Annotated in this window: 13 protein-coding genes; 5 read left to right on the top strand and 8 right to left on the bottom strand. The window is 66.8% G+C overall.

Going from position 1 to position 13,886, the window contains the following annotated elements; all coding sequences use genetic code 11:
• The first annotated feature begins 2 nt into the window (after nucleotides 1-2).
• The 3 genes from cysD to cobA are packed head-to-tail and all read left to right on the top strand — an operon-like array spanning nucleotide 3 to nucleotide 3,011.
• Nucleotides 3-941: a sulfate adenylyltransferase subunit CysD gene (gene cysD, locus LCI23_RS11050; RefSeq protein WP_224946515.1), complete on the top strand. Its 939-nt coding sequence runs from the start codon at nucleotides 3-5 to the stop codon at nucleotides 939-941.
• Nucleotides 941-2,281 carry a sulfate adenylyltransferase subunit 1 gene (locus LCI23_RS11045; protein WP_224946514.1) on the top strand — a complete coding sequence of 447 codons (1,341 nt, stop codon included), beginning with the start codon at nucleotides 941-943 and terminating at the stop codon, nucleotides 2,279-2,281. Before cysD ends, LCI23_RS11045 begins: the two co-directional genes overlap by 1 nt.
• A gap of 13 nt (nucleotides 2,282-2,294) precedes the next feature.
• Nucleotides 2,295-3,011: a uroporphyrinogen-III C-methyltransferase gene (gene cobA, locus LCI23_RS11040; RefSeq protein ID WP_224946513.1), complete on the top strand. Its 717-nt coding sequence runs from the start codon at nucleotides 2,295-2,297 to the stop codon at nucleotides 3,009-3,011.
• Nucleotides 3,012-3,039: 28 nt separating this feature from the next.
• On the opposite strand, the gene LCI23_RS11035 is transcribed toward cobA, so the two are convergent.
• The 3 genes from LCI23_RS11035 to lptF are packed head-to-tail and all read right to left on the bottom strand — an operon-like array spanning nucleotide 3,040 to nucleotide 5,785.
• A complete protein-coding gene (locus LCI23_RS11035; protein WP_224946512.1) occupies nucleotides 3,040-3,417 on the bottom strand; it encodes a sirohydrochlorin chelatase in 378 nt (125 codons plus the stop codon).
• An 11-nt stretch (nucleotides 3,418-3,428) separates the two neighbouring features.
• Nucleotides 3,429-4,613 carry an LPS export ABC transporter permease LptG gene (gene lptG, locus LCI23_RS11030; protein ID WP_224946511.1) on the bottom strand — a complete coding sequence of 395 codons (1,185 nt, stop codon included), beginning with the start codon at nucleotides 4,611-4,613 and terminating at the stop codon, nucleotides 3,429-3,431.
• Complete coding sequence (lptF, locus tag LCI23_RS11025) at nucleotides 4,610-5,785, bottom strand: LPS export ABC transporter permease LptF (RefSeq protein WP_224946510.1); 1,176 nt, start codon at nucleotides 5,783-5,785, stop codon at nucleotides 4,610-4,612. The genes lptG and lptF overlap by 4 nt, the downstream gene beginning before the upstream one ends.
• A gap of 89 nt (nucleotides 5,786-5,874) precedes the next feature.
• Between lptF and LCI23_RS11020 the strand changes: the two genes are divergently transcribed.
• Complete coding sequence (locus LCI23_RS11020; RefSeq protein WP_224946509.1) at nucleotides 5,875-7,377, top strand: leucyl aminopeptidase; 1,503 nt, start codon at nucleotides 5,875-5,877, stop codon at nucleotides 7,375-7,377.
• A 94-nt stretch (nucleotides 7,378-7,471) separates the two neighbouring features.
• Here the strand turns inward: LCI23_RS11020 and LCI23_RS11015 are convergent, their stop codons facing one another.
• Genes LCI23_RS11015 through LCI23_RS11005 form a run of 3 tightly spaced genes read right to left on the bottom strand, consistent with a single transcriptional unit; the run spans nucleotide 7,472 to nucleotide 8,574 of the window.
• The gene (locus LCI23_RS11015; protein ID WP_224946508.1) at nucleotides 7,472-7,957 is read right to left on the bottom strand and encodes a hypothetical protein; all 486 of its coding nucleotides are present in this window, start codon (nucleotides 7,955-7,957) and stop codon (nucleotides 7,472-7,474) included.
• A gap of 48 nt (nucleotides 7,958-8,005) precedes the next feature.
• Nucleotides 8,006-8,221: a DUF1653 domain-containing protein gene (locus tag LCI23_RS11010; RefSeq protein WP_224946507.1), complete on the bottom strand. Its 216-nt coding sequence runs from the start codon at nucleotides 8,219-8,221 to the stop codon at nucleotides 8,006-8,008.
• Nucleotides 8,222-8,223: 2 nt separating this feature from the next.
• Nucleotides 8,224-8,574: a hypothetical protein gene (locus LCI23_RS11005; RefSeq protein ID WP_224946506.1), complete on the bottom strand. Its 351-nt coding sequence runs from the start codon at nucleotides 8,572-8,574 to the stop codon at nucleotides 8,224-8,226.
• A 500-nt stretch (nucleotides 8,575-9,074) separates the two neighbouring features.
• Between LCI23_RS11005 and xth the strand changes: the two genes are divergently transcribed.
• Nucleotides 9,075-9,860, top strand: a complete 786-nt coding sequence (xth, locus tag LCI23_RS11000; RefSeq protein ID WP_224946505.1) for an exodeoxyribonuclease III — start codon at nucleotides 9,075-9,077, stop codon at nucleotides 9,858-9,860.
• Here xth and LCI23_RS10995 read toward each other — a convergent pair.
• Complete coding sequence (locus LCI23_RS10995; protein WP_224946504.1) at nucleotides 9,837-12,518, bottom strand: EAL domain-containing protein; 2,682 nt, start codon at nucleotides 12,516-12,518, stop codon at nucleotides 9,837-9,839. The genes xth and LCI23_RS10995 overlap by 24 nt on opposite strands.
• Nucleotides 12,519-12,654: 136 nt before the next feature.
• The gene (gene prpF, locus LCI23_RS10990) at nucleotides 12,655-13,857 is read right to left on the bottom strand and encodes a 2-methylaconitate cis-trans isomerase PrpF (RefSeq protein ID WP_224946503.1); all 1,203 of its coding nucleotides are present in this window, start codon (nucleotides 13,855-13,857) and stop codon (nucleotides 12,655-12,657) included.
• Nucleotides 13,858-13,886 lie beyond the last annotated feature (29 nt).

The following is a 13,886-nucleotide window of genomic DNA, read 5'->3' as shown; positions in this document are numbered from 1 at the left end:
ACATGACCACACTTCTCGACAATCCGGCCGTGCTCGGCGACATGCAGGCACGCCACCTCGACGCCCTGGAATCCGAGGCCATCCACATCCTGCGCGAAGTGGCGGCCGAATGCAGCCATCCCGCCCTGCTGTTCTCCGGCGGCAAGGATTCGGTCGTGCTGCTGCGCCTGGCCGAAAAGGCTTTCCGCCCGGGCAGGTTTCCCTTCCCGCTGGTGCACATCGACACCGGCCACAACTTCGACGAAGTGATCGCCTTCCGCGATGCGCGCGTCGCCGAACTGGACGAGCGCCTGATCGTCGGCTCGGTCGAGGAGTCGATCCGGCGCGGCACGGTACGCCTGCGCAATCCGGCCACCGACTCGCGCAACGCGGCCCAGGCCGTGACCCTGCTGGAAACCATCGCCGAGCACGCTTTTGATGCCTGCATCGGCGGCGCCCGCCGCGACGAGGAAAAGGCGCGCGCCAAGGAGCGCATCTTTTCCTTCCGCGACGAGTTCGGCCAGTGGGACCCGAAGGCCCAGCGGCCGGAACTGTGGGACCTGTATAACACCCGGGTCCACCCGGGCGAGAACATGCGCGTGTTCCCGATCTCGAACTGGACCGAGCTCGACGTGTGGCAGTACATCGCCCGTGAACGGCTGGCCCTGCCCCCGATCTACTTTGCCCACGAGCGCCAGGTGATCCCGCGCAATGGCCTGCTGGTGCCGCTGACGCCCCTGACGCCGCCGCGCGAAGGCGAGCAGGTCGAGACCCGCAGCGTGCGCTTCCGCACGGTGGGCGACATCTCCTGCACCTGCCCGGTGGCGTCCAGCGCCGCCACCGTGGAACAGATCATCGCCGAAACCGCGATCACCGAGGTGACCGAGCGCGGCGCGACCCGGATGGACGACCAGACCTCCGAAGCCTCGATGGAAAAACGCAAGAAGCAAGGATATTTCTGATGAACGCACCCACCCAGCACCTCGACCATCCAAACCCGCCCCAGGCGGCCGACGCCGGCATGCTGCGCTTCATCACCGCCGGCTCCGTCGACGACGGAAAGAGCACCCTGATCGGCCGCCTGCTGTACGACAGCAAGGGCATCTTCGCCGACCAGCTGGCCGCCGTCTCGCGCTCGAAGCACAAGCGCACCGTGGGCGACACCATCGACCTGTCACTGCTGACCGACGGCCTGGAAGCCGAGCGCGAACAGGGCATCACGATCGACGTCGCCTACCGCTACTTCGCCACCCCGAAGCGCAAGTTCATCATCGCCGACACCCCCGGCCACGAGCAGTACACCCGCAACATGGTCACCGGCGCATCCACCGCGGACGCCGTGGTCATCCTGGTGGACGTGTCCAAGGTGAAGCTCGACGAAGATGGTTCGGTCACGCTGCTGACCCAGACCAAGCGCCACTCGACCATCGCGAAGCTGCTGCAGATCGAGCACGTAATCGTCGCCGTCAACAAGATGGACCTGGTCGGCTACGACCAGGCCGTGTACGAGCGCATCGTCGCCGCCTACCGCGCCTTCGCCGACACGCTCGGCCTGCGCGACGTCACCGCGATCCCGCTGTCGGCACTCAGCGGCGACAACGTGGTCGCCGCCTCCGGCAACATGCCCTGGTACCGCGGCCCGACCCTGATCGAACTGCTGGAGAGCCTGTCGGTATACAACGAAGCCCACGCCGCGCCCTTGCGCTTCCCGGTGCAGCTGGTGGCGCGCCACAACGGCCATGAGGCGAACGACTTCCGCGGCTACATGGGCCGCATCGAGTCGGGCAAGGTCTCCATCGGGGACAAGCTGATCGTGCAGCCCTCCGGCCAGCAGGCCACCGTCAAGGACATCGTCACCTTCGACGGCTCGCTGCAAACGGCCGTCGCCGGCCAGTCGGTGACCCTGCTGCTCAACGAATACCTGGACATCTCGCGCGGCGACCTGCTGGCCGGCAGCGAGCAGCCGGCCACCCTGCTCAAGCAGGTGGTGGCCGACCTGTGCTGGATGTCGGACGAGCCGCTCGATGCGCGCCGCAAGTACTGGATCAAGCACGGCACGCGCCAGAGCGCGGCGAAGCTCAAGCAGATCGACAGCATCCTCGACGTCAACACCCAGCAGCGCACGCCGGGAACGCCGGGCACGGGACTGACGCTCAACGACATCGCCACCGTGCAGCTCAGCGTGCAGCAGCCGCTGGCGGCCGACGCCTATGCCGACAACCGCGCCACCGGCGCCTTCATCCTGATCGACGAAGTCACGCACCAGACCGTCGCAGCGGGTATGATCCGCCTGGACCGATAAGCGAAGGGGACGTATGGCGGGGCTGGGCAAAGTCTATCTGGTGGGTGCCGGTCCCGGCGCGGCCGACCTGATCACGGTGCGCGGCGCGCGCCTGCTGGCCCAGGCCGAGGTCGTGCTCTACGACGCCCTGGTCACGCCCGAGATGCTGGCCCTGTGCGCCCAGGCCGAGCTGATTTCGGTCGGCAAGCGCTCGGGCCAGCGCTCGACCGCCCAGGTCCTGATCAACCAGCAGCTGGTGGACTGCGCCCACCGCTACCGCCTCGTGGTGCGCCTGAAAGGGGGTGATCCGATGCTGTTCGGCCGCGCCGACGAAGAATTGCGCGCGCTGGAAGCGGCCGGCATCGAGGTCGAGGTCGTCCCCGGCATCACCACCGCGGTGGCGGCGGCGGCGGCATCGAAACAGCCGCTGACCAAGCGCGGCGTGGCGCGCAGCGTCGCCTTCTTCACCTCCAGCACCGCGCCCGACCAGCCCGACCATCCAAGCTTGCCCGAAACCGACACCCTGGTGCAGTACATGGGCGGACGCGAAGCGGCGGCCACCGCCGAGCGCCTGCTGGCCGAAGGCCGGCGCGCGGACCTGCCCGTGGTGGTGGTGGAGAACTGCAGCCGGCCGGACCAGCGCATCCTGCGCATGCACTTGAGCGACCTGGCGCGCGGCCTGGAACCGGGCCACGGGCCGGTGCTCGTGATGCTGGGCGAGGCGCTGGCCAGGCGCGCGCACCAGGCCTGATCCAGGCTGGCCGCAAGGCCGGCGCCGCTCAGCCGAGGGCGCGCACGCAGTAGTCGCTCATCGCCGCCTGCACGCCCGGATCTTCGCCGATCGCGCCCGCTACCTGCAGCCGCAGGCCGGGATGGGCGGCGCGGATGCCGTCCGCCAGCAGCGGCAGGTCGCGCAGCAGATGGCCGCCCTGCCCCAGGAACACGGGCACCACGGTGATGTCTTCGACGCCCTCCTCCACCAGCGCGGCGACCGCCTGCGGCAGGCGTGGCTCCATCAGCTCGAGGAAGGCCAGGCGTACGCGCACGTCCGGCAAGCGCGCCGCGGTCTGCTCGCGCAGGCGCTCGAAGGGTGCGGCCCAGGATGCGGCGCGCGCGCCGTGCGCGAACAGGACCAGGGCGCGGGTGGTGGAATGCACGGGAAGCGCCATCAATGCCGCTCCACCCACCACAGGGCGCCGATCGCCAGCAGCAGGAACAGCAGGCTGGGCGCGGCCGCCGTGAAGAAGGCCGGCAGCGCGGTGAGGACGCCCAGGTGCGAGAACAGCGCGTTGAGCAGCAGGAAGCTCACGCCGATCATGATGCCCACAAAAATCTTCAGGCTCACCCCGCCGCTGCGCGTGTGCAGGTAGGCGAAGGGCAGCGCCAGCGCCATCAGCACCAGGATCGACAGCGGGTCGATTATCTTCTTCCAGAACGCCACCTTGAAGCGGTCGGTCTCCTGGCGGTTCTCGGCCAGGTGGCGGGTGTACACGGCCAGCTCGTTGGCCGACATGCGTTCCGGATCCGAGCGCGACACCGACAGGATCTTGGGGGTGATCTCGGAGGCCAGTTCGAGCGTGTCGAGCTTGCGCGTGGACACGGCCGCGGTCTCCTGGCCGAAGCTGGCCGCCACCGACTGCCCTGCGGGCACCGGGCTGCCGGGCGCCGGCAGCGTGCGGCTGTTGGAGAACATGGTCTCGGTGACCCCGGTGAGGCGCCAGGTATTGTCGCCGCGGTAGGTGCCGCCGCTGGCCGTGATCAGGGAACGCATGCGCATGTTGGCGTCGAACTCGTACAGGCGCACGTCCACCAGCTGGCCGTCGTTGCGGATCTGGCGCACGTTGAAAAAGCGGGTGCCGACCACCGGGCCCTTGATGCCGTCGGTGTGCACGCTGTCCTTGGTCCACATGCCGGAGCGGAAGTCGGTCGACAGGGTCGAGCCCTTGGCGGCCAGGCGCACCCGTTCGGCCAGGGGCGCCGTGCGCGGGGTGATCAGTTCGCCGAACACGAAGGTGATCAGGACGAACACGACGCCGATCCGGAACAGCATCCAGGCCGCCATCCGGGTCGACATCGAGGAAGCGCGCATGATGGTGAATTCGGAACTCGAGGCGAATTGCGCCATCGTGTAGATGGTGCCGATCAGGGCCGCCACCGGCATCACCTGGTACACGTTGCCCGGCACCAGCAGCAGCGCATACATCAGCGCATGCTGGAATTCATAGCCGCCCTTGCCCACCGAGGGCAGCTCGCCGGTAAGGTCCATGAAGGAGATCAGGGCCAGGAAGGCGACCAGCACGAAGGCGACCGCCTGCGCGATGTTCACCGCGAAGTAACGCTGCAGGACGCTCATTCGGCCTCCGCCCTGGCCGGCGCCGTCGCTGCCGCGGCCGCGGCCGGGGTGCGGCGCTGGCCGCGGCGCCGCTTCCAGGCGCCCAGCAAGGCCAGCGGATGCCAGCGGTGATTGACGTTCAGGCGCCAGGCGAACAGCGCCAGCACGGTCAGCGCGGCCGCCAGGTGCAGCGGCCACCAGGCCATGTCGAAATCGAGCTTGGCGCGCTTGACGCTGTTTTCCATCAGCTTGTTCAGGTTCAGGTAGGTAAAGAAGATCAGCAGCGCCAGGATCATGTTGGCCGAGCTGCCGGCACGCGGATTGACGAAGCCGAGCGGGATCGCCAGCAGCATCAGGACCAGGCAGATGATCGGCGCGGAGATGCGCGCCAGCAGTTCGGCGCGCGTGTACTGGTTATCGTATTGCAGCAGCACCGAGGTGGGCAGCGCGTTGCTGGGGGCGTCCGTGCCGAGCACCGGGGCGCGGGTCGCCACGCGCATCTTGTAGCGTTCGAACTCCATCGACTGGAAGTCGGCCTGGCCGGGCTTGCCCTGGTAGCGCCGCCCATTGCTCAGCACCAGGTACTGGCCGCCCTTGGCATCGGTCTCGATCACGCCTTCCTTGGCCACCACCACCGCGGTGTTGCCGTTCTTGTCCTGCGAGTTGACGAACACGTTCTGCACCACGGTCGCGCCGGTGGTCGAGCGTTCGACGAAAAAGACGCGGTCCGCCGAGGAAGACTCGCGGAACTGGCCGGGGGCGACCCGCTTGAGGTCTTCGCGGTTCTGGAAGCGCTCCACGAACTCGATGCGCTTCATGGCCGCCCACGGCGCCACCAGCAGCGACAGCGCCGCCACCACCACCATGACCGGCAGGCCGAAGCTCAGCACCGGGCGGATCCAGCGGCTCAGCGACATGCCGGAGGCGAACCACACCACCATCTCGGAATCGCGGTAGCTGCGCGTGACCGCGCCCAGCACCGAGATGAACACGGTGAGGGTGAGGATGGTGGGCAGGTAGTTCAGGATGGCGAAGCCGATCAGGGCCAGCACGTCGCCGGAATCGACCTTGCCGCCGGCGGCCTTGCCGAGGACCGTGATCAGGGTCCAGGTGACCAGGATCGTGAACAGCACCGTGAAGGTGGCGCCGGCCGAACTGGCCAATTCACGTTGCAGGGCGCGTCGAAAGATCATTCAATAAGTAGCTATAATTGCAGGTTAGGCACGGCAGTATGGAAATCGACATCACTGCGGCACCGCGAAAACGAACCGGAGAACCAAAAATGGACTTTAGCATAAAAGCATTCGACACCAAGAACACCCTGTCCGCCGCAAAAACCGGCGTGCTGGCCGTGGCCGTGTTCGAGAACAAGAAGCTGTCGCAGGCCGCCCAGGCACTCGATGCCGGCGGCGCCATCAGCGCGGCGGTGAAGTCCGGCGACATCAGCGGCAAGCCCGGTTCGACCCTGCTGCTGCGCGGCGTGAGCGGCGTCGCGGCCGCCCGCGTGCTGCTGGTGGGCATGGGCGCCGACGACACGGTGAGCGAAAAGAACTACGGCACCGCCGTCGGCGCGGCCCTGAAAGTCTTCGGCACCCTGGGCAGCGCGGATGGCATTATCGCATTCCCGCTGGCCGATGTGAAAGACCGCGACGTCAACTGGGCGGTGCAAAGCCTGGTGATCGCCGCCAACGAGACCGAGCACCGCACCGATACGCAAAAGAGCAAGAAGGATCCCGTGCCTTCCGGCGTGCGCAAGATCGTGATCGCCGCCGACGCCGCAAACGCCGCCACCGCGCTCAAGCCGGTCCTGGCCCAGGCGCTGGCCATCTCGAACGGCATGGCCCTGACCAAGGAACTGGGCAACCTGTCGCCCAACGTGTGCACCCCGACCTACCTGGCCAACACCGCGCGCCAGCTGGCCGACGCGTATGGCTTCGAGATCGAGGTCCTGGAGCGCAAGCAGCTCGAAGCCCTGAAGATGGGCAGCTTCCTGGCGGTGGCCAAGGGCAGCGAAGAGGCGCCGAAGTTCATCGTCCTGAAGCACATGGGCGGCAACAAGAAGGATGCGCCGACCGTCCTGGTGGGCAAGGGCATCACCTTCGACACCGGCGGCATCTCGCTCAAGCCGGGTCCGAACATGGACGAGATGAAGTACGACATGTGCGGCGCCGGTTCGGTACTGGGCACCTTCCGCGCGATCGGCGAGATGAACCTGAAGCTGAACGTGATCGGCATCGTGGCCGCCTGCGAGAACATGCCCTCGGGCCGCGCCACCAAGCCGGGTGACATCGTGAGCTCGATGAACGGCCTCACCATCGAGATCCTGAATACCGACGCCGAAGGCCGCCTGATCCTGTGCGACGCCCTCACCTACGCCGAGCGCTTCAAGCCGGCCGCGGTGGTCGACATCGCCACGCTCACCGGCGCCTGCATCGTGGCCCTGGGCCACCACACCAGCGGCCTGTTCACCCGCCACGACGACGCGCACGACGCGCTGGCCCAGGAACTGCTGGACGCCGGCAAGCAGGCGGGCGACGTGGCATGGCGCTTCCCGCTGGGCGAGAACTACAACGAGCAGCTCAAGTCGAACTTCGCCGACCTGGCCAACATCGGCACCCCGGGCGCGGCCTCGATCACGGCGGCCTGCTTCCTGGAGAACTTCACCCGCAAGTACACCTGGGCCCACCTGGACATCGCCGGCACCGCCTGGAAGTCGGGCGCGAACAAGGGCGCCACCGGCCGTCCGGTGCCGCTGCTGACCACCTTCCTGATGAACCGCGTGTAACCGCGGAAGCCGCCGTGAAATAATATTTCACGGCGGCTTTTAAAATGAAAGATTATTTCACCGCTCCCGGGCAGGTTCGCTTACCCGGCAATACTCAGAACACCCGCGTCTCCACCCGCTGCAGCGCATTCACCTCGGCCGCCACGTTCGCCGGCGCCATCAGCACGGTCAGGTTGACCGGATAAGCCCAGCTTGCCCCCGCCCAGCGGTCGAGCGCGATGCCCATGCCGGCGCTGATGACCGCGTTTCCGATCAGGCTCATCGCATCGGGACGCGAGCCGAAGATCTCCTGCCCGCTTGCCGCGCCCGCCTTCTTGCAGTCGACCACCAGTGGCGCCGCGCTGCGCGTGATCGTGACCCGGCCGGGCGCGACCACGAACCAGCGTCCCATGTCATTGGTCAGCACGCAGCCGACGCCGGCCACCTCCTGGTAGTCGAGCACCGCGTGCACTTCCAGCATCTGCTGCAGCGGTGCGTCGGCAATGGTGGCGCAGCCGCCCAGCAGGAACGGGGCAGCCAGCAGGGAGAGGATGGAAGGGGAGAAACGACGCGGCATGGTGGCGGGGAATAGATGTTTCATCCCACCATTAACGGCAGCGCAGGCCACATGCTGAAGGGTCGGGATACTTCAGTCGGAGCCGGGATCGTCGAGCGCGCGAAAGCGCGGCTGCGCCACGCCGTCGGCATGGACGGTTTCGAAGAAGGCGGCGCGCGGGCGCACCCAGACCTTGCCGTCCTGGCCGCGGTAGACCATCACGGGCGTGTGGTCCGCTTCCAGCACGGCCTCGACGAGCAGTTCGTAGAGGCCGCCCTTGTAGTGGCGGTAGTGCCTGGCTGCGGACAAACTCAGGCCTTGCTGTCCTCGAGGCTCTTCTGCTTCTTCTTCAGGCCCTGGATGACCTTTAGCACGCCTTCCATGCCGGCGGCTTCATCCAGTTCGCTGAACGCATCCAGCACCTCGTTGAGCACGCGGTTGCGTACCGTTGCCTCGTCCTGGGTCAGCGCAGGCTTCTGCCCGGCGTCCTTCGCGAACTTGGAAGGCGCCTCGGCCGCGGCCTTGGCACCGTGCGTCAGGGCGGCCTGCCAGATCACCCAGCGGCGCTGGGTCTCGTACACGAGGTATTCCTCGGGCTTGTCCTCACGGCGGCGGGTGATATGCCCTTCGCGCTGGGCCCACGCTTCGAATGCAGTGCGCATTTCAGTCCTTTGTAAATCGGCGTTCGGATTCATCGCTATCGAAAGATACGGTGGCGAATCGGTTATTACCATGCACCAGGCGGGCCCGGCTGCCATGCATGCAGCCATTGGGACAGCCCCGAACATCTGTCTTCATTTCCGTAGATAGTACAAGATTAGTTGCACCATCACAACTATTGTAATGCTTGCGTAGAAACAGTGTTAAATACTGTGGCGCTAGTTTAATTCTTTTGCGAACGTTTTTACAGCCCCTGAAGACGGTAATTGCACATTTTTTTAATAATATATGAATTTATTTTAGCATAGCCAATTGTTTCACACACAATTGTGTGGGCTAATTAGCAACGGTTTTTCAGTGTGGGGACGATCCCCGTAAGTGTTTTCCACAATTCATGCGTTTGCGCGGCATCAAATGAAAATGTTGCATTTCGCGCTTAGCCGTGTGCCGCCGGACAGGATCGCAAGCGGTTATCATGCCGGTTTTGTTTACAGACCTGCTCATGAAGATCGCCACCTGGAACGTCAATTCCCTGAAAGTCCGCCTCCAGCACCTGCTCGCCTGGCTGGAGGCCAATCCAGTGGACATCCTCTGCGTCCAGGAGACGAAGCTGACCGACGACAGGTTTCCCACCGCGGAGCTGGAGGCGATCGGCTACGAAGCCGTATTCAGCGGCCAGAAGACCTACAACGGGGTGGCCATCCTGTCCCGGCACCCGATCGCGTCGGTGCAGAAGAACAATCCGCTGTTCGCCGACGAGCAGCAGCGCATCCTGGCCGCCACCATCGGCGGCATGCGCATCGTGTGCGCCTACATGCCGAACGGCCAGGAGATCGGCAGCGACAAGTTCGCCTACAAGATGGCCTGGCTGGATGCGCTGCGCGCCTGGATCGCCGACGAGATGCGCGCCCATCCACGCCTGGCCCTGCTGGGCGACTACAACATCGCGCCGGAGGCGCGCGACGTGCACGATCCGGCCGAATGGGAGCACCGCATCCACTTCACGGCGCCGGAACGCGCGCAGATGGCGGCGCTGATGGAACTGGGACTGCTTGACGCCTTCCGCCTGTTCGCGCAGCCGGAAAAACAGTACAGCTGGTGGGACTACCGCCAGATGGCATTTCGCCGCAACCGCGGCCTGCGCATCGACCACATCCTGCTCAGCCGCGAACTGGCGGCGCGCTGCACGGCCTGCCATATCGACCGCGAGACCCGCAAGTGGGAACAGCCGTCCGACCACGCGCCGGTGGTCGCCACGCTCGATTCAGGCAACCTGCTGCAGGGCTGAACCGCGCAGCAGGCGGGCGGCCTCGCTGGCCGGCAGCGGGCGCGCGAACAGGTAGCCCTGGGCCAGCTGGCAGCCCTGCCCGCCCAGCAGCTGGTACTGGCCCTCGGTCTCGACGCCTTCGGCCACCACCGACAGCTGCAGGCTGTTGGCCAGCGCCATCACGGCCGCCACGATGGCGCGGTCTTCGGAACTGGCTTCGAGCTCGCGCACGAAGGCGCGGTCGATCTTGATCTTGCGCACCGGGAAGCGCTTCAGGTAGGCCAGGCTCGAATAGCCGGTGCCGAAATCGTCGATCGACAGACGCATGCCCATGTCGTTGATCTGGCGTAGCGTGTCGAGGGTCTGGCCGCCGTGCTGCATCAGCGCGGTCTCGGTGATCTCGAATTCCACCAGTGCCGGGTCGATCCCGGTCTCGCCCACGATGCGGCGGATCGATTCCACCAGGCCGTCGTGCATGAACTGGCGTGCCGACAGGTTGATCGCCAGCGGCACCGCCGGCAAGCCCTGGCGCTGCCAGGCCATGCTCTGTTCGCAGGCGGTCCGGATCACCCATTCGCCCACCGGCACGATCATCCCGTTTTCTTCGAGGATGGGGATGAATTCGTCCGGTCCCACCAGCACCGTATTGCCGTCCGCGCCGCCCGCGCCGCCTTCGCTGCGCCGGCGCCAGCGCAGCAGCACTTCGAGCGCGTGCAGGCGCCGGGTGGCGGTGCAGATGATCGGCTGGTAGTGCAGCTCGAACTCGCTGCGCAGCAGGGCGCCGCGCAGGTTCGATTCCAGCTCGAAGCGGCGCGCCGCGGCCTGGTTCATGCGCTGGTCGAAGAACTGGTAGTTGTTGCGCCCCAGCGCCTTGGCGTGGTACATCGCGGCGTCGGCGTGGCGCATCAGGGTCTCGACGTCGTCGCCATCGTCCGGGCACAGGCAGATGCCGATCGAGGGCGAGATGTGCAGGCTGTGCCCTTCCAGCGGGAAGGGCGTGGCCAGCGCCTCGATGACCTTGTCGCCCACCAGCGCGCACTCGGCCGCGCCGCCGACATCGGGCAGCAGCACCACGAACTCGTCGCCGCCCAGGCGCGCCACGGTATCGCTGGCGCGCACCGCCGCGCACAGGCGGCGCGCCACTTCGCGCAGCAGGTGGTCGCCGGTGGCATGGCCGAGCGAATCGTTGATGGTCTTGAAGCGGTCCAGGTCGAGGAACATCACCGCCAGGGCGCGCCCGCCCTTCCTGCTGTTCCTCTGCGCGGCGCGCAGCGCGCACTCGAGGCGGTCGGCCAGCAGGGCGCGGTTGGGCAGGCCGGTCAGGCTGTCATGGTAGGCCATGTGGTGCACCCGCGCCTCGGCCTGGCGGCGCTCGACGATCTCTTCCTGCAGCAGCGCGTTGGCCCCGGCCAGCTCGGCGGTGCGCTCGGCCACCCGGATCTCCAGCTCGTCGCGCGCGCGCCGGATCGCGTCGGCCGCCTCGCGCTGGGCGGTGACGTCGTCCAGCAGCCAGACGCTGCGCCCGGCCTTCTCGGCCACGTCGAACAGGCGTCCCGACAGGCGCGCCCAGAAGCGGCTGCCGTCGCGCCGCACCATCTGGTGTTCCGCGCTGTGCACCGGCCCTTCGCGAAAGCTGCACGCCGTATCGCGGCGCGCCTGGCGCCAGGTGACGTCGTCCGGATACAGGTCGCGCACCGGGCGGCCGTCCATGCCGCCGGCCGGGCTGCCGAACAGCTCCTCCATCTTGGCGTTGCAATGCAGGGTGACGCCGTTTTCCACCACGGCGATGCCAAGCACCGCGTTGTCGAGGATGGCGCGGTTTTCCATCAGCGCGTTGCGCAGCTGGATCTCGTCGGCCCGCTCGCGGGTGCGGTCCTCGAACATCCAGATCGCGCCCAGCGCCGGATCCTCCGGATTGAACAGGTAGCCGTTCAGCTGGCCCCAGATGCGGGTGCCGTCCTTGCGCACCAGCTCCGTCTCGGCGCGGTAGGGAATGCCGCGCGCCAGCTGCGGGTAGGCGTGCACGCTGAAGTCGTGCCAGGACTGCTCGTCCGGATGGACGATGCGGGTCGAGCGCCCCAGCGCTTCGCCGTCGCGGTAGCCGAACATGGCGCCGAAGGCCGGGTTGTAGCGCTGAATGATGCGGTTGCGCGTGTACATGATGCCGATCGTGGCGTTGTTCATGATCGCCTGCATCTCGAACAACGTCTGGCGCACCTCGGTCACGTCCTCGACGATCCAGATGGTGCCGGCTTCGCGCGTAGCCGGATCGACCGCGCGCCCGCGCAGCCGGGCCCAGATCATCGAACCGTCCCGGCGCCGGAACGGGTGTTCCCCCTTCTCGTACAGGCCGCCCGTGGCCAGCACCGGATAGGCTTCCGCGGTCAGTGCCTGGTAATCCTCGGGCGTGCCGAACACCTCGGCCGGATGCAGCCGGCTCAGCTCCTCGTGGGAATAGTCGAGCATCTCGCAGATGCGCGGATTGCAGGACTTGAAGGCGCCTGGCAGCGTGAAGACGATGCCGACCGGCGCGTTTTCCAGGATCGCGCGCTGCTCGCGCAGCGCGATGCGCAGCATCTCGTGGTCGAGATCGCGGGCGTCCCGCTGCGCGCAGGCGTCGGCGGCAGTGGCGGAAGCAGGGCTGGCTGCAAGCATCGGCTCGCTGGAAAGTCGGGGCATGGAATCTTGGTTGTTTCTTGGCTAACTTGCCATTAAGCAATCATAAACCACAAACCTGTGACGTTCCAAAACTAAAAAGCACAAAAACGGGCCGTGTTGTTGTGGCCCGTCAAAGTAGCAACGTCAATGTCCCGTATTAGAGGCAGTCTCCGGGGACGCGCACCCAGCCTTCCATCAGTACCCGCGCACTGCGGCTCATGATGGCCTTGGCCACGCTCCACTGGCCATCGCGCAGCACCGCCTCGGCGCCGACGCGCAGGGTACCGGACGGGTGGCCGAAGCGCACCGCGCTGCGCTCGCCGCCACCCGCGGCCAGGTTGACCAGGGTGCCGGGAATCGCCGCGGCGGTGCCAATCGCCACGGCGGCCGTGCCCATCATGGCGTGGTGCAGCTTGCCCATCGAAAGCGCGCGCACCAGGAGGTCGATGTCGCCGGCGTCGACCTGCTTGCCGCTCGAGGCCTGGTAGCTGGCCGGCGGGGCAACGAAGGCCACCTTGGGCGTGTGCTGGCGCCGGGCCGCTTCCTCGATGCTCGAAATCAGGCCCATGCGCAGGGCGCCGTGGGCGCGGATGGCCTCGAACATGGCCAGCGCGCGCGGGTCGCCATTGATGGCCTCCTGCAGTTCGGTCCCCATGTAGCCGATCGCTTCGGCCTGCACGAAGATGGTCGGGATGCCGGCGTTGATCATGGTCGCCCTCAATGTGCCGACTCCGGGCACCTCGAGCTCGTCGACCAGGTTCCCGGTCGGGAACATGGCAGTTGCCACGCCGGCGCCCGCGCCCTCTTCTTCCGCGGCCGGGTCGAGGAATTCGAGCTGCACTTCGGCCGCCGGGAAGGTCACGCCGTCCAGTTCGAAGTCGCCGGTTTCCTGCACTGCGCCGTTCGTTACCGGGACGTGGGCGATGATGGTCTTGCCGATATTGGCCTGCCAGATGCGCACCGTGGCCATGCCGTCCTGCGGAACGCGGGCCGGATCGAGCAGGCCGCTGGCGATCGCGAAGGATCCGACCGCCGAGGACAGGTTGCCGCAGTTGCCGCTCCAGTCCACGAAGGGCCTGTCGATCGCGACCTGGCCGAACAGGTAGTCGACGTCGTGGCCGGGCTGGTCGCTCTTGGCGACGATCACGGCCTTGCTGGTGCTGGAGGTGGCGCCGCCCATGCCGTCGATCTGCTTGCCGTAGGGGTCGGGGCTGCCGATCACGCGCAGCAGCAGCGCGTCACGCGCCGGGCCAGGGACCTGGGCGGCTTGCGGGAGGTCTTGCAGGCGGAAGAACACGCCTTTGCTGGTGCCGCCACGCATGTAGGTGGCGGGGATCCTGATTTGGGGGGTGTATGCCATATGAATCCTTATGGGCTATTCAAACCCTG

The sequence above is a fragment of the Massilia sp. MS-15 genome, assembly GCF_020176695.1.
GTDB classification, from domain to species: domain Bacteria; phylum Pseudomonadota; class Gammaproteobacteria; order Burkholderiales; family Burkholderiaceae_D; genus Telluria; species Telluria hydrophila.
Note: the sequence above shows the minus strand (reverse complement) of the source record. Positions and strands in the feature narration are given on the sequence as shown.